The organism is Desulfofundulus thermobenzoicus (genome assembly GCF_009428905.1).
Classification (GTDB): domain Bacteria; phylum Bacillota; class Desulfotomaculia; order Desulfotomaculales; family Desulfovirgulaceae; genus Desulfofundulus_A; species Desulfofundulus_A thermobenzoicus.
On the sequence record NZ_WHYR01000019.1, the window covers coordinates 43011 to 62633 of the forward strand.

Consider the following 19623-nt stretch of genomic DNA (forward strand, 5'->3'; position numbering starts at 1 on the left):
TCCTTCTTTTTTGAACCTGATAAATAACGGATGAAGTCATCAATCAAAAAGAAAATAGATGAACTCCCGGTTCCTGCTCCGGTCGAAACCTTCCGCTATATTTGACATAACGGAAACAACTGCTCTACGGATTTGATCGCGGAGAACAACGTCACGGGAAAAGGCACTATCCCCGAACCGCTTTAGCCAATCCACGAGCTTCCTGCCGGGCTTCTATATCCTCAAACTTCTCAATTTTTGCCGCTCTCATAAGCTTTTTAGCCGGACAAATGTCCTGATCGTGATTTCTTAATGTTCTTTTCTCATCCTCTGTTAAACCGGCTTCCAGATACCGTTTTCTTCTACGCGCATTTTTTGGTTTTGTTTGACTTTGCCACCCGGTTCCCAGCAGATGAGGGCGGGAGGAAGGAAAGCGCCGAAACCTTCTTTACGGGTTTCCCGGCTAACCACCGGTTCGATGGGTCCTCGAACCGGAATTAACTGCCGGTAAGATCCTTCCTCTGTTGCCAGGGCGTGGGCAAGCAAAGGGGCTTCGTCTTCCTTTGCGACCAGCACGACTTCTCCCTCATCGCTTTTAACCCATTGCCAGCCTGGATGAATAAGTTTTTCCGTTTCTTTTTTGGCGATTAGCCTGACCAAACCCCATCCGTACTTCTGCTCTCCGCCCAATTGAAGTTTATCCAATACATTCTCCCACCCGCTGGTTGCATTCATTACCATGCTTCGCAGTGCCTCAGGAAATTCCTTCAGGTGGTTTTCGATTTCTCCCGGCGTTTTTTTCACCCATAAATCTCCTACCAGGTAAACGGGAAAGCTCAGGGAATTATCCCGTACAGGACGTGTATGCGGAGAGATGAATTCCGTTTCGTGCAGGCTGCCGGCAAAAGCGCCCCGGCTGCTTTCATCCACGGCAGTGCCGGTATAGCTTCCGAGAAACAAATAATCAAAGGGAACTTTGTCTTTTTCCCACGGGAAACAGGGTTTCAGATTTTCCGGGTCCGGTGCATCTACCTCCGTTTCTAAGTAAGCCGGGTAAAGGTACCCAAAACGAAAACAGGATTGAATAACCCTGCCCATTGCTTCATAAGCCTCTGGTTTAAAGCCGCTGCCGGCGTCCCGGGTCAGGCGGGCGGTCAGCGCCCCCCAGAGCGATTTTCCCGGTACGTAACGCCGGGTTTGCATTAGATTGCCTGACTTGCGGTGACCCACATGCAGGGGGCTAAGCAGGCGGAAAGCGATGCGGTAGTGCAGCCATCCCATTTTTCACGCCCCCCTGTCTTTAGCCGCCTTTGCTCCGTAACGGGAGTAAATCAGCGTTTGTTCGTACAGATCGCGGATCAGGAGAAGGGTATCCAGATCGTTTAAAATGTTTTCTTTAAAAAACTTGAGTACTTCCTGTGGCTGAGCATCGTCTGCCGGAAATTGATCATTATTTTGAAGGTCAGGTAATTCTCTGAGCAAGCCAAATAAACTGGCCCGAATAGTTTTCGCCAGTTCTTTTTCTGTGCTGGTGCGGGAGTGAAGAAACAATATCATGGCGTAAATACCCTGTTCCTGAAGCACGCCCAATGTTTTGGTCACCAGGCGCTCCAGGGCTTCTATGGATTTATTGGCTCCTTCTGTCATACACCGGGCTTTTTCAACCATCTCTTGAGCGTAACCGGCGGTAAGCAGGTCCAGGTTTAATACATCGCCGCTCATCACCGCACCTCCCCGCCAATCATCCGGATTCGCCCGAAGCCCCGGGTTCCCATGCCGCCGATACCGAGATGTTCCAGCCACTCCAGGGCGGCGGCAACCACGTCAGAGGGACGATCATCGCCTTTAGCGGGCTCAAAACGCCAGGAACCGGTATTTTGGGGCAATGATCCCGAAGAGTAATGCTCTATGTCGCTTTTTACCCAACCCAAAGCTTTCTCAACTGTCTTGTCGTGAACCTCGTTCCCGCCATTTTCTTTCCAGAGGCCCCATCTGGCAAGCAATTTCTTTTTCGCTGCCTCGTCTTTCCCTTCCAGGATCCTTTTCCATTCGTCCAGGCGTTGCCGGCTGGGAAATGCCTGCCTGTAATCATCCACAATCACATCCATCCAGAGGAACGTCGCTCTGGGGATGGCTTCGTAAGTGAACAGAGCTCCTTCCTGTGCTGCTCCGGTTTCGGGGTCAATGCTGACTGAAGTGCGTACCTCCAGATTGGAATTTACCACCTGGGAAAAGAGTTTTTCCGGAAGGAGGACGATCCGGTCCCGGACCTCCAGCCATTCCTTTACATTTCGCCAGGCTGCCGGAGGCTCTATGCTCACTTTCCCTGTTTTTTCAATCATCAGCCACCCCAGGTTGAGCGGCCTGTCCCAATCCATGGTGGTTGCAGGCGGATTCACTGGATCGGCTTTCCACCCCGCTTCTTCCAGAATGTTTCGGGTGCTTACCCAGACCGGTCCGGTCATGGAATAAGCGGGGAAGAGCAGGAGGCGGGCGTCGCCGATGGAAACTACGCCGCTAAACCCGCCCCCTTCCTCCCGGGCTGTCCCGAAGGTGTAACAGATAGGGCAGGTGGGCCGTCCGCAGTGGCCTTCATTTCCCTCCCGGGGTTGGCCCTGTCCGGCGCACCGGCGCTTGCCGTAACGGTAGGCGGCGTAAGAACGGATGGCCCCGTTGAAGCTGGTGCCGGGAATTTTGGGAAGGCGTGTCCCCGGCTCCCGGACAATGCTCAGGTCCACCCGCCCCAGGCGGTAACCGCCGGTGCCGATATGGACCGGGTCTACAGTCATCATAAGATAGCGGCAGACAAAGAATTGTTTTTTGTTTTTCTCCCGGCTCATCCTTCCACCTCCTGAATTTTTAACGGGCTACGGGTTTCGCTTTTCGTAATCTGCAGATAAAGCTCAATACAATCGGCCAGCAACCCTCGCGCTGCCTGGCCGGCCATGGTGACAAGCCACTCCGGCTTGTCTTTACCGGCAATGTCCCAGGGATATTTGTTTTTTCGCCAACCATCTCTCCCTTTCTGCCACCGGGCAGAGGTCACGGCGTCCAGGCAAAACTGCCGGAACGGTCCCTCATCTTGCAGTTCGGATTTGTCTGCTTGCCACTCTGCGCGCTTTCTCTCGATCAGATCCCGGAGAGCGTAAATCTGAGTGGTGGTGAGGTGGCTGGAAAGGTTTTCCCAAATTTCCTCCAGAAGTTCGAGTTCATCCAGAAAGTATGGACGCCGTTGCAAAGCGGGGTCCAGGCACACGCCGTCCTTATCGTAGGCAACTTCAAAGCGCCGTCCCGCCGAATCAAGCCAGACCCAGTCCAGGGTGGCGGGAGTAAAGAACACAAGATCCCCTTCTTCCAATTCTTCAGCATGGACAAGCTGGCCTGGTCCGTTGTTTTTCCACGGGTTCGGGGCCGAAAAAGAACGCCTTCGTTGATTAGCCGGCTTTTTTGCTGCCTGTTCAATAAAAACATAAGGGTACCAGGCATCTTTTGTCTGGCCGTCGCCCATTCTGAGCGGCACCCGCCAGATTGCGGTGTGCTCCTTTTTGACCAGTTTCAGCTCCCGCCACCGGGCAAAATGGGGATCGGGCCGGCCTGCAGGCCTGAGAAAGTCTGGAGAAAACTCTCCCTTAAAATCGGCAACGGAATCTACCTGCCAGCCTTCAACCGCTTTCCCCGCATCTTTCAGACCTTCCACCATCCTTCGCCCGGCATCCAGAATGGCCCGCAGCGGCGTGCGCCGGTCGGCATAAACGAGGCCCAAATTTAAGGGCAGGCGGTTGCGGACCTTCCCCATCTCCCGCTCGTACTTTTCCTTAATGGCCTTGACCACCGCCAGGGCCCGCCCGGCCGGCACCAGGGCCAGAAAAGTCCGGGGTTCGGCCAGGATGGGAATGACAGGGGTGTATGTGCTGTCCTGAACTTCCTTGACGTGAAGATCAGTAATCTCTCCCCAAAATTTATCCGCGCCATAGCCGGCAGGTTCCTCGATGGCAAGAGTTTCCTTGAGCGCATTTTTAATTTTCTGCGCCCCCCATTCATGAAGACGCTGCTGGTAAGACAATTCATCTTCATGGTTACGTCGCCCCGGTGGTGATTCTCCCAATAAGCGGGCGACGCAGGCCAGGCTGGCGGCGGTAAGGAAACGCTCATTTTGCTCGTCCCAGACCACACCCAGGCGCACACCGCTTGAAAGCACCAATGAATAAGCATGGTAGGGGCCGGGTTTAACAGCCCCTTTTTTCGGTTTTAAGGTACCCTGGATTGCCAGTCGCGGCCCCGCCTGACCAACTGTCTCACCAGTTATGCTGTTCCGGGGATTTTGCTCCTCCCCGGCAGGCAGGATTTCCTGCCAGAATTTGCGAGTGGTTTCCCAGATCCGGCGCAGGCGGGCAAAAGAGGGGTTCTTGGCCACCGCGTCAGCCTTTTTTTCAGGGTCATTTACGTTTGCAGGATTTCTCACCGCCAGGGTTCTTACCAGTGTACCGTCCAGCCAGTGGGTCAGGTCGAACTGTCCGGTGAGCAGAGCCACCCGCCCGTTTATGTCGGCCACTTCGTCCATCCAGATGGTGGTGAAAAGCCTTTCCGTTGCCCATTCCTGCGCGCGGTCGGCCCGGCGCTGTTCACAGATATCGCAAACCAGGCGCTTTTTAGCTTTTTCAGAAGGGCCTATAGGCCGGTTATAGCAAACAGTGCACGCCTCTTCATGAACTCCAGTCCAAAACTGTCGCACAATCTGGGAATTAGGTTCTATCGAAGGAGGATTTTTAGAAAGCCGGTCCAGGTATTCTGCAAGCACTTCCGCTTTCCGGGTAGCCCGGCTGACCCATAATACTGGTGTAATTTCACTATCAAGACCAAGTTTGGCAAACTCCGTTATTATAATGCTTGCAAGCAATGATTTGAATGCTTCTCCGTCATTTTCCTTATCCGGTAAGTCAGGAACAACAAAGGCGCTGCCATATTCATCACGATAAATTTCATTCCCTAAAGGGTAATCTGTCTCTAATAACTGTCGAACATTATCCAAAGCACTTTTTAAAAACTGTCGCCGTGCTAATAAATCGGGAAGATGAAGCGCTTTCCCGCAGAAATCAATACCATTAACAGTAATATGAAGAATGCGCCAGCAAATATCATGGTCAATTGTTTTTAAGTCTTTATGTTGACGAATTTCGGGTTGTATATCAGCGAGAACAACAAGAGACAAAGCGGATTTAAACAGGGCCGCGACGGTTGAAGACCAGCCGGCCAGAGATACTTCATTAATCGGGCGACGGGTATCACCCAGACCGGCTTTTAATTCATCTTCTATTTTTTTGACCATGGTATGTAAATCAAATCCAGGCAAGCCTATCAATAGAAAAAGATTATTAAGATTTTTTAACTTTGCATCTAGGCTATTTCGAGTGTCGCCAGGAATGAAGGTCCTGGTCTCATACCCAAAAGGCGTGCTGAGCAGTACAATAGGGAAGTTCTGGTTTCCCTCCCCCTTTGCGGGTTCCTGTTTATCATAATGCGCCTCATTGTGACAGACTCCCAATAAAGCCGGCAGCAACCCCTTTTTACTTTCAACCAGTTCGGAGCGGTGCTGGTATCCGGCGAATCCAGGAGTACCCAGCATGATAAGCTCCGCCAAGGTAAATGATTCTCCTTTAATCTCTATTTTTCTGTTTTCCAAAAACGATTTAATTTCAGCCGGCAGGAAATCAGCAGACTTTGGCGATTTTGCATTTAGGATCCTATTTAAACTACGGGGTTTTCCAACACTTGATGCCTTTTTGCTAAGCTTTACAACAGAAGCCGGATCATCCACAATTGCTTTATAAGCATATTTATTGTACCATTTCCTGGGGCCACCTGTTTCGTGTTCAACATGGAGGTCGGTGAATTTACCGATATCGTGCAGCCAGGCAGCCACTTCGGCCAGCAATAAAGTTTCACGCCGCTTTTTCAAATCCTCGAGATTATACATTTTTCTCCACCTCGAACTGTCTCTTAACGTCCCCAACCAACTCGCTCAAGGTGGAAAACTCCGCCGGTTTCCGTCCCTTGACCTGATATATACCTTCCCTGATCCTCTCCTCCGCCACCCCGAATCCGCTGGAGGTCCTGGCGCCGAAACCGGAACCGGTCATCATGAACTGGATTCCTTCCGCTACCATTTGCAGGTCCTCCAGCGCCTCTTTCCGGGTTTCCGCTTCACTGTTGCCGGATCTCCCGAAAGGAGCGTAAAACAGGGCAAAGGTGCCTTCGGCGCCGGCAGGGACACACTCGAAATAGATAGGCAGTTCTCCGGCGCCGGTGTCCCGGGGGTGGGGGTTGATTACCTCCAGGTCAAGGCAGTCGAAATACGTGGGGTAGAAATGAAGGCGGCCGGCATGATGAGGCAGATCTTCATCATCCATGCTGTGAAAATACTGCTTCACCATTTTCCGGTACAGACGGGCCGCTTCATCACCCCCTGCTCTATCAAGATAATCGGCCGGACTGCTCAGGCCGTCTACCTCTTCGCCCTTTTCTCCGCCAAACAGCAGGGAAAGGCGCAGGCGCCGTCGCGCAAATTCTGAAGGGGAAAGGTTTTCTTTTCCATCCACCAGCCGGCGCACCATTGCCGCCCGCAAAGCCCCTTTCCACTGGGTGGGAGCCACATAGGGCACCCTGAAGATCCATTCCTTCTTAACGGGATTCTCCAGGACATAAAAATCTGTGTCATCCCGGCTGAAGTAGGGCTCCTGCAGGGTAAAGGTAAACTGAACGGTCCAGGAGCCGGGCGGAAAGGTGGCAGGATTGGGAGGAAAAGTTGCAAGCCCGAGGGATGACAACGTTTTAACCCTGCTTTCCAATAAGCGACGGTATTCCTCGCTTCTATAAAGACCCAGGAGGCCGCCCGGCTTTTTGGGCCCCCGCCCCACGCGGGCAAGATCCTTATGGGGCGTGGCCAGAGCCTGGGCCAGCAGCCCGGCCCGGGTAACGTGGTCGGTCACCTCCAGGAAACAGGAAAGCTCCTTCGGCGGCCGGATTATTAAACCAGATAGAAAGGCAATGGCTTCCTGTTGAACGAGGCTTTCGGCCGAAGCGAAATCGTAGAGGGCGTGAAATTCATATTTCACCGTGCCTGTCCCCCTTTTGGGTAATTTGCCCAATCAGTCAAAAATTACGCTCAGCTTGCTGGAAAACCTTTTTCAGTTATCTACCAAAAAGCGCTACCCACGCAAAGCATCCACAGTTGCCATCGTCACCAAAGCATCCCAGGCGGCAATAAGCGGAGCAAAAACTAGCCTTAATTTTTCTGCAGGGGCTTTTTCAATAACCTTTTCAGAAAACCAGACGTGCGATTTGTTAATCTGAGTTGCAGTAATAAAGGAGTAAAGCAGTGTTTTGGAGCGTTGCACGCCCCAGCCGCGTTCGTTCATAAGCTCCGGGATATCTTCCTTGCCCAGCAAATATACAGTTTCCTCTTTCGCCGGTAAATGTTGGACCTTGTTTCTAAGGGAAGATATGGTCATTTTATTGTCATTTAATAAATCAGCAACAATTTCAGGCCCGGCAGATTCAAGTAAATCAATAATATACCCGTCAAAATCTCGGTTTCCATCGGGTCCGGGCCTATCTGCCACGTGAAGAGATACCGTCAGCTCATTTCCATTAGCAAGAAAAATATTACCATATGGATGAATGGGAGTAAAAATTAAAGATAAACCAGCTTTTTGGGCATTTTTTGCGATCCTTTGCGAAACATTACCCGGTTCAGATTCCTGTTCCTGGTCGTAAAGCAACAGTATATTTGAACAGGGCGGGTCTATTAAAATACCTTCCTCTTTGGTAACAATAAGCTTGTCTACAGTTTTTAGCCAATCGTCTACTTTTTTCTTCTGGCTACCTAATAAATTAGCTTCTTTGAGAATACCCTTTTTCCACAACTTGCGAACTGCAAGCCATTCTGTTGGCCCCTCGGCAAAAACAGCTATGTCTACCATAACGGACCTCCTTCCGTATCCGTCAGGAGGTACCAACCAAAGGGAAGCATGTCTTCAGAAACGGCACGGAACCGGGGGTCGAAGCCCGACTTCAGCCACTCCTTGAGGTTCTCCCCCCGGTGCATTTTCGTCTGCAATTCCCCTTTAGAAAGAGTCAGGGTATAAGTTCGCAATGCTTGGGCTTCCAATTTTTTATCTACGATCATTTTACCAAACCAGGCGATCACTTCCAGGCTCTGGGTGGAGATAAAAACCTGAACAGGTTTCTTCTTTACCAGGTTGATAGTTTCGGCCAATAATTTTCCCAGGGTAGCGGGGTGCATGAACAGTTCCGGATCTTCCCACAGGAAAAGTCCGGGATGTTCTTCGTCCACAGCTTCAACCAGGGCGACGAGCCCGGCAAGAACCTTGAAGGCGTGGCGTGCACCGTCACCGAAAGCGTCAACGGGAAGCGGCTTGCGACCGGGAAGCCGGATTTCACCCCGCATTTCCTTCTCTCCGGCAGGAACCATTTCCACCCGGCATCCTGCCATGTCAGGGAAAATTTTTCCTAGCGATCTCTCGATTTTCCTGTACCAATCTGGAAGAATCCGGGCAAATTCAAAAAAACTTGACTGGAAATTTCCGTGGGCGGTATGGAAATCAAAAAACAGGACCCGCCTGGAATCCGGCCTCTTCCCGCCCAGCGCCCAGGTGGAGAGGCCTTTTTCGCTATGTTTATGGACAAACTGGTCATACCACTGGTATAAAAATACGTATCCGGTAAGACCTTCGATCTCATCTTTGAAAGGGACGAGCTCACCGGGAATTTCCGGCGCTCCCGGCAGGGCAAAGGCGGCAATACTTTTTTTATCCTTCCCGGAAAAACCCCCGTATTCTGTTTCTTCAGAGGGGGGTGGCACAAGGCGGAATTCCCGCAGGAAATCTTCGTAGTCTAAAGGTAAACGGTAAACCAACGTTCCGTCTTCCGTCAGGGTGGCAGGCGATTTCTCCCATTCCTCCTTTTCCCCATGCCGGGCCCAAAGGCGGGAGCAAGGATTGAAGCCTAAAAAATCGTTCTCCAAAGGGGCTGCAGCAGTGAAGCGGTCTCCCGTTGCCTCCACGACAAGCCCGCATTCGCGCCCGCACACTCCGCCCAAATACAGCATTTCCAGCACTGCCGACTTGCCGGTGTTATTCGGCCCCACCAGGAGGTTAAACCTGGCGAAATCTTCGAGATGACCTTTGTAAATTCCCCGGAAACGGTGAATGAGTAGTTTCTCAATCATTGACGCCCCTCCAAAAAACTCAACACTTCGTCAGGCTGCCACTTTCGCCATAGTTCAACATCCGGCCACGTTTGGAGTTCCCCTTTCTTTACTTTCAGGGCCGCACACCACAAATCCACATCCCGCACCGCTTCCCAAATCTGTTGATGATATTCTCCCGGTATGAGCCTTTTTTCTTTATCCTGTTCAGGGAACCAGACCCATCCCCGCACTTCCCATTCATCACCATTTTTATAAGCCCAACTGGCGCCGATTTTGCTTCGCACCCGATTTTCTTTACCTAAGGAAGTTCCGAACAACCAGCGCTCAATCCGGAAAGGACCTTTCCAATAATTAAAGCGCCATTCGTTTTTCAACACCGGCGAAACGGGAACCATCCCCTCTTCAGCAGCTTTCTTCAGCACCCTTGCCGTATCGGTTCTTCCCAGCAGCCTCTCCAGGGCCGGCAGCCAGCTCCACCAGTTTTGCCGTTCCGGGCGGAACCGAAAGCGGAAGAAGCCGAAGCGGCGCAGGTCCGGACAATTATCTTCCCCGCCAGGTAATCCATTATCCTTTTGCGTCCATTTTGTCGCCCGGCTCTTGACCGCCTCCCGGTTCTCCACCTGGAAAACCCCATAGCCCAACTGGGGTTTAGCGCCCAGTGTCCCCCATTTTTCAACAAAGAGGAAAAGGGACGCCAGCTGGCCAAGAACTTCATTTTTCCCGGTAAACTGCAGAACTACCCGTTCAACCCTTCCCGGCGACATAAACCAGCCTCTCGTCCGGTCCGGCGGGCGCACATTCAAAGCATCAGGCGGCGGTTCCCACAAAAGCCGGGTTTCATCCCGTATTTTAAACTGGAATTGCCTTTTCCATCCTGTCGTGCCAAAGATTTTACAGGCATCGCATAACCCGGCAGTGTCCAAAGCCTGCCACCAATTATTTCCCTGCCGGAGTGCTTCTTTGTATTGCTGCAGGCTTTTTCCGTAAAGTTCGTGAATATGTTTGCATGGATCACAGGCCGTTCCACCAAGGCCCCGCACGATGGCCTCATACCACCAGCGCAAAGAACCGGCGATTCCCGTCTCGCGCAGGCAATCGTTAATCCCCTGCACCCCACCGGTCCAGATAGGGGTCAATGCTTTTAGCCGGATCTCCAGTTTTCCTCTTTCATAACTTTGTTCACCCATTTTCAACAAGCAACCCCCATTCCAGATAAAGTCTGATCGTACCACACGAGGATTTTGGGATCATCCGGCAAAACATTTCCCATAAATTTCCTGGCCACAGCAACAATCGTTTGATAATCCCGCTCCTGCCATACTTTTCTGAAGCTGGCGCGGACGGCTTCCAAACGGATGAGCGAAGGCATCATTTTCCTTCCCCCGAAGCGGACATCCTATTCCAATACCACCCGAATCTTTTCCCGTTCTTTACCCCTTGCCAGCCCCTCCACGTACTCCTCAAACCGCTTCTTCAGCTCTATAAGCGTGGCCGGCGAACCGCCGGAGAGCAGGGCCGCCCGCAGGTCCCCCATCTTTACCGGCACCCTGATCAGCCCGGAGAGGGCCTCCTGCACAGCCTGAATGAATTCTGCGCTTATTTCATCTGGCAACTTCCGCACTTCTAGAAAATCATCCACAATTTTTCTGGCCGCCGGTTTTAACAGTTCCAGGTTGCCCTGCGTCGCCGGATCCGCCAGGTTTTTGAGGAGGGTGCGGGTCCAGTTTTCCACCATTTCGTCCAGTTTCCCGTCCAGATCGGCCAGTACCGTCGCTGCCGGGGTTGCCGCCGGCTCCGCGGCCGGCCTGTAGCCGCAGTGCGGGCAGGTGGGCGAGGCACCCAGATCCCTCCCGGTAAGTTTAAAACAACTCTGCAGGCCCGCCAGACGTTGCTGGAAATCGGACAACTCCCGGCGGGGCATGAGGTCGATGGTGGAAAGCTTCTGTAAAGCCTTCAGCCGCTGATCGCCCATCAGCCGGGTCTTCTGCCTGTCCTCGTTTACACCCAGCCGGGCTCTGGCGTGCAGAGAAAGGTATGCCTCTTTGTACTCCTTTTTCAGCGCGGTTAACCTGCGCCGGGCCTCCTGGCGGAAGACCGGCTGGCGGCGCCCGGCCGGATCGCTGATCTGGGCCAGGATCTCATCCCGCGCCGCTTTCACCCTGTCGATCCATCCATGCCCGCCGGGCAGGACGGCCTCGGCGGTGGCCAGGTACGCAGCCTCCGGCCCCAATTCCACCACCAGTCCATGCAGGAAACCAACCTCGTCCATGGCCGCCAGGCCTTCCCGGTGGGCATTCACTTCTGTCACGTCATACCGGAAATTCTTGAGCTTGCCCGGTGAAGTGTAGACCTGGAGCGATTCCAGGAAGGTCTTGGTTTGCTCCAGGCGGGAGCGCAGTTTTTCGGCTTCCTCACCGGTCAGCAGGCTACGGCCCCAGAAGGACAAACCTCCCCTCAAAGTCTCCTGCGCCAGTACCAGCCTTCTTATCAGCCGGGCCAGGGCTTTCTGCAGTTCATAAACGGGCTCGTCTTTCCCCTGGGTAACCAGCTGCGCCATGCCCGGCGTCAGCCCCAGCAGCTCGAACAGTGCCTTGAGTGCCGGGAGGTTCCAGTCCTTTGGCCGTTCAATATGTTTGAACTGAATCAATTCGTCCACGGCAATCCCGGCCAGCTGGGGAAGCCCGGTGGCATCGAACTTCCGGCCCGGAATGGCCAAGACGATATCACCCGAGTAGACCAGGGCGGCCAGAAGCACCAGCAGCCATTCCCGTTCCAGACGGTACCCTTTATCCGGGGCGAAATACTCTTCACTGTAGATTTCCTGGAGTAGTTCCGGGCGGTTGACCACCTGGCCGTGTCCCTTTTTGTTCATGATCTCCAGGACGGTTTTGGCATACCTTGACCGGTAGGGATCCAGCCTGTCGCCGTCCAGCAATTCCAGCGCGTCCAGCACGGCCGTGGCCTGTTTGGTCCGGTGCTGCCCGGCGATGGCCCGCAGGGCGTCCTGGGCCGCCTGGGCACGGTTGGCCCCGGTAATGAGCACGGAGAAAGCCGGATATTCGGGAGCAATGTTCTGGAAATGCGGGCCCAGGCAGACGGCGGCGATGGTATTCACCAGGTCACGGAAGTTCAGGCGCTCGCCCGGGGCGATGCCGGAGACTTCCCGGATTGACTTTCCTTTGACCCACCCGGTCAGTGACCTGGCCCGTCCCTGGCAGGTCACTTCAAAGGCAGTGAAAATATTTTGTTTCAACCACTGCACCAGCTCCTGGAGGAAATCGCCCGCCTTGGATTCATAGGTGGATTTGGCGTGACCCAAGGCTGTGGAGGCCAGGTCCAGGGCCGCGGCATAGTTTTTAAGTGTGGTACGGAACCCGTCATCCAGGTCTTTAAGGCGGAAAAACACTTCGTCGGCCTTTTTCTCGTCTTTAAAATACGGTGGGTCAAAGGGTTGGATGAAATAAATATAGAAATCCCGCGGCGGCACCGCAGTGGAACGCTCATTGGGCGCGCCGAAGAAAAGATATCCCTGGCGCGCGGCCTTGCGCTCCAGCCACTCCAGCTCGTGCTGCCAGATCTTGAATCCGGTCACGTAGGTGCGGTCGGTACACTCCATGACCCGCTTTAAAGCCTCGTAATAATAGCGGTCCAAATGGGAGGCTTCCAGGCTTTCGGCACGCCTTTCGATCAGGGCGTCAAAGTCGTCGGTCTTTTTCAGGTCCAGGTAATACTGGCGGTTATCCTTATTTAGGGAAATGAACTGCCCGCTCACCGTCCGGTGGATTTCCCGCAACACCGTTTCCACCTGGGAGAGCAGGTCGTCGGCCGGGTCGCCGCCCAGTTCTTCGATTCCAGGCTGGTACAGGCAGAGCCCGTCCCGCAGTTCTTCCGCCGTGGCGCCGACGGGGGAATAAATGTCGCCCGTGGTCAGCCGGTGCACCGACAGGGCGTAGATGATGCGCAGGGCCATGGGTTTGTAAACGGGGCGGGTGAAGGCCTGCTGGATGCGGGATTCCAGCACCTGGCTGCAGTCGATTACCGCCCTGATCTCCGGAACGGCACGGAAGGAGGCGTTTTCGCGCAGGGTATTCCAGTAGCTGTCGTAGGCGATCAAACCGGGCCGGTCTTCCGGGACATCCCGGTCGAGAAGCCCTTCCATGGCCCGGGACAGGGTTCTGAGCACCTCACGCTTCTCCGCCACCCGGATCTGTTCAAAAACATCGATGAAATCGGGGTGCACGGGGAAAAGGCGGACGAACTCGTCCAGGCGCTCGTTCATGCGTCCATAAAATCGGGCAAAGGGCGTCAGGTATTCGCGAATGCTGGCCTGCTGTTCGCCCGTTTTCTTGAGCAGGCGCTCGGCCACCACAAACTTGACATCGGTACGGGCAATCAGAATCTGCTCAAACCGGTCCTTCACCCGGCGGATGCTATCGGCCACAAAGGAAAAACGGGGACTGTCGAAGATGGCCTCCTGCACACCGGCAATGAAGCGGAAGCGGAGGTCTTTGCAGACCTCACCAATTTCCCGGAGAAAGTTCAGATCCAGGATAAGCTCATGGTCCTTGCGCGTCTGCAGGTAGTCCAGGAGCTCGTCCACCACCAGGAGCAGGCCGTGATCGGGATACACCCGGTGGAAAGCAGCCATCATCTCCTCGAAGGCCCGCTTGTTGTTGGGCACTTCCGCCGCGGAGGGGAATCCGTAATCCACTCCCATGGCGGCCAGGTGTTCCTCCAGCTGGCCCAGGAGAATATCACGCAGGGACATGGTGGTGGCACCGATCTCGGTGCGCACCACCTTGAAGCGGCCGCCGATCCGGCCGGCGGCGCCGGCCACCTGGCTGTTATTGAGCAGGGCAACCAGTTCCGCATTCTCGGCCAGGGCGGAGATCACCGACATAAGGTGGGATTTACCGGTGCCGTAATTGCCCACCACCAGGAGCCCCTTGTTATCCGCCGGCTGGTCGAACTGCAGCTGGGGAATGATCAACCCGGTTATCTTTTCGGCCATTTCCCGGGAAATGACATAAGTCTTCACCAGTTGCCGGGCCTCCGATTCCCGGTCGGCATCCCGCAGCTGAACGATGGATCTGATGGGATCGAATTGGATCAGATCCCGGTATTTCATCAAAAATCTGCCTCCTTACTATCCATTGCCGTTTTTGTATCGATCCCTGAAGCGCCGTCCCCCCCTTAACCGCCGGCGGGCGGCTCCAGGTTTAAAACCAGATAATCCCGCACCGGATAGCGCCTGTATTCACGGTGATTTGGCACCGCATAGGTCAGATAGCCGCTTTCCAGGCGGCCGTTCCAGGCGGCAACGATGGTCCTGTTCCGGGAAAGGCCCTGCAGCAGCCGCAGTGCATCCTGCCTGAGCGCCACATCGAACAGAATTTCCGTATTGTCAAGAAGGATCAGGTCATCTGGTAATGTATTGACAATGTCGGAGAGCAACCGGGCTATACGCAGCGCCCGCCGGCGCTCAGTGAGGTCGAGCAGGCGGCGGGAGAGTTCGAGGTTGACGTTGAGTAGGGGAGCGCCGGTGAGCTTATGTAATTCCTGAAGCATACGGGTCTTGCCTTTGCCGGCCGGCGCCACCACCAGGATCAGGCGGTAATATAACCCGGCGGCCTGGTTGATTAGTTGGACGATTTCATCTAACATTTATGGAAAACCTCTTTACCTATAAAGTCAGCAATTCCATAATACATATAGCAATATAATACTCCAAACCGGCAGCGTGCTGTCAATGATTTCCCGGTAAATACTCAGGAAAACAGCCGGAAGCCGCCGCACCCCTGATCCCACTTCCCGCCCCCGGCCGTTTCCCGTCAGAGATAAAACTTCCGGCAATCTCCCGGCTGTTTAACCCAGCGCGGCCTTTGCCTTCCGTGCCCATTCCGGGTCGGCCAGCAGCGCCCGGCCGATGCCCACCAGGTCGGCCTTGCCTTCGGCGATCACGGCGTTGGCCAGGACGGGATCCCCCAGGCCGCCGGTGACCAGCACGGGCACCTTTACCGCCGGTTTGACCGCTTCGGCCAGGTAGACGAAAAAGCCGCTGCCGCTGAGCCTGGCGCCGCACAGGCCGCCGGAAAGATCCAGCACGTCCACGCCGGCCTCCACCAGGGCGGGGGCGGCCCGCCGGGCGTCCCCGGGAGTAATGCCCCCGGGCATCCGGTCGTCGGCGCCGAGGCGGTAAAAGAGGCAGTAGTCGTCTCCCACCGCCCGGCGTACGGCTTCCACCACCTCCAGGGGGAAGCGCAGCCGCCGGTCAAAGGAGCCGCCGTACTGGTCGGTGCGCCGGTTGGTCAGGGGGGAGAAAAACTGGTTCAACAGGTAGCCGTGGGCGCCGTGTATTTCCACCATATCGAAACCGGCGTCCCTGGCCCGGCGGGCTGCAGCGGCAAAGGCTTCCTTTATGCCGTTCATTTCCGCTGCGGACAGCTCCTGCGGCACTTCCCCCCTGCCATTGGGATGGGGCACGGCCGAAGGGGCCAGGGGTGTGCGGTCCAGCACCGCGGTACTGGTATTGCTGCCGGCGTGGGTGATCTGAATGCCGATTTTCGCGCCGCGCCGGTGCACTTCTTCCACCAGGCGCCTTAAACCGGGCACCAGGGCGTCGTCGTGAATGCCCAGCTGCTTCTTATCGGCCCGGCCCGAGGGGGTCACATAGCTGTGTTCCACAATGAGCAGGGCCACCTCCGCTTCCGCCCGCCGGTTGTAGTGGGCGATCAGGGCCTCGTTTATCTCCCCGCTCTCCGGGCACAGATAATTGGCCATGGGCGGCATGACAACACGGTTTTTTAACTGCAGCTTGGGTGATTCAAACGGCGTGAACAAACTGGCCATGGGGAAAACTCCTTTCGGTAAAAATTGATTTTCCGGTTTAAATAGGCTTAAAAGCCCATTTGCTTAAATTAATTCCTCCCGGGTTTGGTGATCAGCAGGTCTGCTACATGCTAACCGCCCGGCTGTGCGCCCCCGGCCAAGCAGCGATCTCTTCTACGGATCGCCTCACCTCAGCCGCGCTCAAGGTAAAGGAGACCATTTCCCGGCGCCCTACTTCCAATTGGTAGCCGTTCATGGCCGGCATGGTACCGGACAGCACCACGCCGATGCGCTTGTTTCCGTCCATGTATGCATGATTTCCTGGTCACCGTCACCGTTTTCGCCCCCCTGACCCGCCCTTTGACCTCGATGAAGTAACCCCCCAGGCCGCCGGTGACCAGTACGGGCACTTTTACCGCCGGTTTGACCGCTTCGTTCTGTCCCGCGGAATTTCCGGGATAGACTTCGGTCGCCGTCGCAAAGAACAATTTGAATCACGATGGTTTACCGGCACCGTTATTGACGATGGCCCGGGCTTCTTCCAGGGTATTGGCGGCAAAAAGCTCCTCCAGGATATAGTCCAGCACTTCCAGATTGGTTATCTGCTGGACCTTTTGTTGCATGTCTGACGATTTATCCCCAAACTTGCGGACCAGGTATTTGCATATAACTTCCCGCTTGGCTTCGACTTTGCCTTCCACCCGGCCTTCCGCACGACCTTCCGCACGACCTTTCTCATGCCAGCTGGTGGTTATCTGCATGATCACGTCAACCTCCTTACTATCCAGTCTTCCCAATTCCCGGTTATATTGTTCTTCTTCCTCCCGATTCAGTTTCAGGTAGGTCTCGAAAAAACCGGCCAACAGTTCCATCCGGGCCGGGTCCAATTTCATCCGGGCCAGCATGCGCATGAATTCAACCTTCACTTTTACCTTTTCTTCCGGCTGAAAGCCCATTTTGCTTAAAAGGGCGGCGGCCACCGGGTTGTCACCCTGGATGTATTCCCGCCAGTTCAGTTTCTTCAGCTCCAGCTTGTAAAACCGGAAATTTAAAACATCCAGAAACGGGAACACCAGCTCGAAACTATCCGGTTCGTCCCTTACCCGATCGTAGCTGAATACGGCCACGGGTAATATTTTACGCCGGTATTTTTCGTACAGCCGGCTGAAATAGACAAACATCCGCTCGTTAAAATTTCCTTGCACGTACGATTGTGGCTCTACATGAACCAGGATCAAGCCGGGTTCTCCTTTGAGCCGGGTCTCCACCAGAATATCCACTTTGCGTTTTTCCCCGGCCGTTACGTCGGTAAATACCTCCTGCTGCAAAAACTTGAGCTGCGTCAGGTCAATGGCCCGACTCGCTTCCGGAAAGAAAAGTTCCATGAATTCGGCAAAAAAGGTTTCCAGCAGTTCTTTAAACAGGCGGTCGTGGTCGATCTGGTTTTCGTTCATCGGACCGGCTCCTTTATTCTTTCTGGTTACAGTTTACACCGGGTCCGGCAGGGTTTCAACAAGTTTACTGCCAATCCGGCACCCGGTTCACCGATAATCCTGGGCGTCAAATGCCTTCAAAATTATATCTGTACTCCTGTAACCATCAAAATCAGCTCTCCTCAAAACCAAAGGACTGAAATTTCAGGTCCGGCAGGCCCAACCGCTGCGCTTCCAGGGAAATGGAGCCGCCGCGGCGACTTCCGGCGTATGAACGGTCGCCGGGTGGAAGGGGAGAACATCGCCCCCGACCTGCCCGTCTGCTGGGCAATGATCCGGACGTGGCCGCGGCGGAAAAATTGCTGCTTAATAAAAGGGACAGGCTGCCTTAAAATAGAGCCTGTCCCGAAAATTTAATTTTCGTCTTCTAATGGTGCCGCCTCGCGGCATGAATGTCTTTATCCCCTTTTTCCCCGGAGGCTGGTAAACGCCCTTTTCACACCGCCTTTAAACTCTCCTCGCGAATCAGGTCTAAAAGCTGCCTTTTCAGGTGCAAAAAGGCGGGTTCGTCCTTCATTTCATAGGTGCGGGGCCGGGGCAGGTCGATGCACACCGTTTCCTTGATCTGCCCCGGGCGAGAGGTCATCACATGCACCGTATCGCTTAAAAAGACCGCTTCCTCCACGTCGTGGGTGACAAAGAGGATGGTCTTCCGAGCCTCTTCCCACACCTTGAGCAGTATTTCCTGCATGATCAGCCTGGTCTGGGCGTCCAGGGCGCCAAAGGGCTCGTCCATGAGCAGTATTTCCGGATCGTTGGCCAGGGCCCGGGCAATGGCCACCCGCTGCTTCATCCCTCCGGAAAGGCCGGCCGGGAAGGTTTCTTCAAAGCCCTTTAAACCCACCAGTTCCACATAATGCCGGGAAACCGCCAGGCGTTCCTGTGCCGGCACGCCGCGCAGTTCCAGGCCGAATTCAATGTTCCGCCGCACCGTCAACCAGGGGAACAGGGTATAGGACTGGAAAACCATGCCCCGGTCCGGCCCCGGCCCCTTGATTTCCCGCCCGTCCAGCAGCACCCGCCCGGCCGTGGGTTCGGTGAGCCCGGCCACAATGCGCAGGATGGTGGACTTACCGCAGCCGGAGGGGCCCAGAATGGTCACAAATTCCCCTTCCCGCACATGGAAACTGGTGGCCTGCAGCGCCTCCACATCCCCGGCGCGGGCGTTAAAGGTTTTACACACTTCCTCAATGCTCAGCTTGAAGCCGTTTCCGTCCAACACCATCACTTCCCCCGCCGCAGGTAGGAAAATGAAACATGGTAGATAAACTTGAAAAGAAAATCGGTAAGCATGCCCAGAAGGCCGATGGTGGCAATGCAGACGAATATCCTGCCCGTCTGGCCGAACCGGGCCGCATGCATGATGGCGTAACCCAGACCGGAACTGGCGCCCACAATCTCCGCCACCACCAGGTAGGTCCAGGCCCAGCCGAAGGTAATGCGCAGGGTGTCCACTATCCCCGGCAGGGAGGCGGGAATAATCACCCGCCGGAACACGGAATAGCCCTTCGCCCCCAGGGTATAGCTCACTTCAATCAAATCATGGGGCACGTTTTTGGTGACGTCCATGACCATCAGCACCTGCTGAAAAAAGGTGCCCCAGAAGATGACCATGATTTTCTCCGGTTCGCCCAGACCCAGCCACAGGATGAACAGGGGGATAAAGGCGGAGGCCGGCATGTAACGGATAAAACCGAACATGGGCTCGAAGAAGGCCACCGCCCATTTCCAGGTGCCCATTAAAATGCCCAGGGGTACGGCCAGTACGGAGGAAATGATAAAACCGGCACCCACCCGGAAGGTACTCACCAGGGCGTGCTTGAGCAGTGAACCGTCGCCGGCCATTTCCCGGGCCGTGTGAAAAACCTGATCGGGAGCAGGTAAAAGGGAGGCCGGCACCAGGTGGCCGTAAGCCAGGAGCGCCCAGAGGGCGAACAGCAGGGCAAAATGGGACGCCCCCAGACCGGTATAAAGGGATTTGTTCATTTCCTGTCTCAACAGCATTTTCTACCTCAAGACAACGGGCGCCGCCTGCCGCGGCCCCGGAAATTGGTTTGGTCCCGCCTGGTTAATAAAAACCCGCCCCTGAAAACC

The 19623-nt window shown here is 54.8% G+C and carries 17 protein-coding genes; all 17 read right to left on the reverse strand.

The window, feature by feature from the left end; genetic code table 11:
• Positions 1–39: 39 nt before the first annotated feature.
• On the reverse strand, positions 40–195 hold the full coding sequence (locus GFC01_RS20310) for a four helix bundle protein (RefSeq protein ID WP_207707595.1): 156 nt from the start codon (positions 193–195) through the stop codon (positions 40–42).
• A 117-nt stretch (positions 196–312) separates the two neighbouring features.
• A complete protein-coding gene (locus GFC01_RS08570; protein WP_341473851.1) occupies positions 313–1260 on the reverse strand; it encodes an RAMP superfamily CRISPR-associated protein in 948 nt (315 codons plus the stop codon).
• 3 nt (positions 1261–1263) lie between these two features.
• Positions 1264–1701 (reverse strand): hypothetical protein, encoded by a 438-nt coding sequence (locus tag GFC01_RS08575; protein WP_152946230.1) that lies wholly within the window; start codon positions 1699–1701, stop codon positions 1264–1266.
• The gene (locus GFC01_RS08580) at positions 1701–2819 is read right to left on the reverse strand and encodes an RAMP superfamily CRISPR-associated protein (RefSeq protein WP_152946232.1); all 1119 of its coding nucleotides are present in this window, start codon (positions 2817–2819) and stop codon (positions 1701–1703) included. Before GFC01_RS08580 ends, GFC01_RS08575 begins: the two co-directional genes overlap by 1 nt.
• On the reverse strand, positions 2816–5953 hold the full coding sequence (locus tag GFC01_RS08585; protein ID WP_152946234.1) for a CRISPR-associated protein Csx11: 3138 nt from the start codon (positions 5951–5953) through the stop codon (positions 2816–2818). The genes GFC01_RS08580 and GFC01_RS08585 overlap by 4 nt, the downstream gene beginning before the upstream one ends.
• The gene (locus GFC01_RS08590) at positions 5946–7091 is read right to left on the reverse strand and encodes an RAMP superfamily CRISPR-associated protein (RefSeq protein WP_152946237.1); all 1146 of its coding nucleotides are present in this window, start codon (positions 7089–7091) and stop codon (positions 5946–5948) included. Before GFC01_RS08590 ends, GFC01_RS08585 begins: the two co-directional genes overlap by 8 nt.
• Positions 7092–7184: 93 nt before the next feature.
• Entirely contained in the window at positions 7185–7958 is a 774-nt protein-coding gene (locus GFC01_RS08595; RefSeq protein ID WP_152946239.1) for a hypothetical protein, read from the reverse strand.
• Positions 7952–9226 (reverse strand): ATP-binding protein, encoded by a 1275-nt coding sequence (locus tag GFC01_RS08600; RefSeq protein WP_152946241.1) that lies wholly within the window; start codon positions 9224–9226, stop codon positions 7952–7954. The genes GFC01_RS08595 and GFC01_RS08600 overlap by 7 nt, the downstream gene beginning before the upstream one ends.
• Positions 9223–10395: a type III-B CRISPR module RAMP protein Cmr1 gene (cmr1, locus tag GFC01_RS08605; RefSeq protein WP_243137382.1), complete on the reverse strand. Its 1173-nt coding sequence runs from the start codon at positions 10393–10395 to the stop codon at positions 9223–9225. The genes GFC01_RS08600 and cmr1 overlap by 4 nt, the downstream gene beginning before the upstream one ends.
• A gap of 2 nt (positions 10396–10397) precedes the next feature.
• Entirely contained in the window at positions 10398–10580 is a 183-nt protein-coding gene (locus GFC01_RS08610) for a hypothetical protein (RefSeq protein ID WP_152946245.1), read from the reverse strand.
• Between the two features lie 24 nt (positions 10581–10604).
• Entirely contained in the window at positions 10605–14336 is a 3732-nt protein-coding gene (locus GFC01_RS08615; protein ID WP_152946296.1) for a DUF6079 family protein, read from the reverse strand.
• Between the two features lie 65 nt (positions 14337–14401).
• A complete protein-coding gene (gene brxF / locus GFC01_RS08620; RefSeq protein WP_152946247.1) occupies positions 14402–14872 on the reverse strand; it encodes a BREX-3 system P-loop-containing protein BrxF in 471 nt (156 codons plus the stop codon).
• Positions 14873–15073: 201 nt separating this feature from the next.
• On the reverse strand, positions 15074–16057 hold the full coding sequence (locus GFC01_RS08625) for an NADH:flavin oxidoreductase (RefSeq protein ID WP_152946249.1): 984 nt from the start codon (positions 16055–16057) through the stop codon (positions 15074–15076).
• 103 nt (positions 16058–16160) lie between these two features.
• The gene (locus GFC01_RS08630) at positions 16161–16343 is read right to left on the reverse strand and encodes a hypothetical protein (RefSeq protein ID WP_152946251.1); all 183 of its coding nucleotides are present in this window, start codon (positions 16341–16343) and stop codon (positions 16161–16163) included.
• Positions 16344–16530: 187 nt separating this feature from the next.
• Positions 16531–17490 (reverse strand): Rpn family recombination-promoting nuclease/putative transposase, encoded by a 960-nt coding sequence (locus GFC01_RS08635; RefSeq protein WP_152946252.1) that lies wholly within the window; start codon positions 17488–17490, stop codon positions 16531–16533.
• Between the two features lie 475 nt (positions 17491–17965).
• Positions 17966–18754 (reverse strand): ABC transporter ATP-binding protein, encoded by a 789-nt coding sequence (locus tag GFC01_RS08640; protein ID WP_152946255.1) that lies wholly within the window; start codon positions 18752–18754, stop codon positions 17966–17968.
• The gene (locus GFC01_RS08645) at positions 18754–19533 is read right to left on the reverse strand and encodes an ABC transporter permease (protein WP_152946257.1); all 780 of its coding nucleotides are present in this window, start codon (positions 19531–19533) and stop codon (positions 18754–18756) included. Before GFC01_RS08645 ends, GFC01_RS08640 begins: the two co-directional genes overlap by 1 nt.
• Positions 19534–19623 lie beyond the last annotated feature (90 nt).

Coding starts and splice junctions, on each gene's coding strand:
- GFC01_RS08570 (WP_341473851.1), bottom strand. CDS start 1,260: ATGGGATGGCTGCACTACCGCATCGCTTTCCGCCTGCTTAGCCCCCTG.
- GFC01_RS08575 (WP_152946230.1), bottom strand. CDS start 1,701: ATGAGCGGCGATGTATTAAACCTGGACCTGCTTACCGCCGGTTACGCT.
- GFC01_RS08580 (WP_152946232.1), bottom strand. CDS start 2,819: ATGAGCCGGGAGAAAAACAAAAAACAATTCTTTGTCTGCCGCTATCTT.
- GFC01_RS08585 (WP_152946234.1), bottom strand. CDS start 5,953: ATGTATAATCTCGAGGATTTGAAAAAGCGGCGTGAAACTTTATTGCTG.
- GFC01_RS08595 (WP_152946239.1), bottom strand. CDS start 7,958: ATGGTAGACATAGCTGTTTTTGCCGAGGGGCCAACAGAATGGCTTGCA.
- GFC01_RS08600 (WP_152946241.1), bottom strand. CDS start 9,226: ATGATTGAGAAACTACTCATTCACCGTTTCCGGGGAATTTACAAAGGT.
- cmr1 (WP_243137382.1), bottom strand. CDS start 10,395: ATGGGTGAACAAAGTTATGAAAGAGGAAAACTGGAGATCCGGCTAAAA.
- GFC01_RS08610 (WP_152946245.1), bottom strand. CDS start 10,580: ATGATGCCTTCGCTCATCCGTTTGGAAGCCGTCCGCGCCAGCTTCAGA.
- GFC01_RS08615 (WP_152946296.1), bottom strand. CDS start 14,336: ATGAAATACCGGGATCTGATCCAATTCGATCCCATCAGATCCATCGTT.
- brxF (WP_152946247.1), bottom strand. CDS start 14,872: ATGTTAGATGAAATCGTCCAACTAATCAACCAGGCCGCCGGGTTATAT.
- GFC01_RS08625 (WP_152946249.1), bottom strand. CDS start 16,057: ATGGCCAGTTTGTTCACGCCGTTTGAATCACCCAAGCTGCAGTTAAAA.
- GFC01_RS08630 (WP_152946251.1), bottom strand. CDS start 16,343: ATGGACGGAAACAAGCGCATCGGCGTGGTGCTGTCCGGTACCATGCCG.
- GFC01_RS08635 (WP_152946252.1), bottom strand. CDS start 17,490: ATGAACGAAAACCAGATCGACCACGACCGCCTGTTTAAAGAACTGCTG.
- GFC01_RS08640 (WP_152946255.1), bottom strand. CDS start 18,754: ATGGTGTTGGACGGAAACGGCTTCAAGCTGAGCATTGAGGAAGTGTGT.
- GFC01_RS08645 (WP_152946257.1), bottom strand. CDS start 19,533: ATGCTGTTGAGACAGGAAATGAACAAATCCCTTTATACCGGTCTGGGG.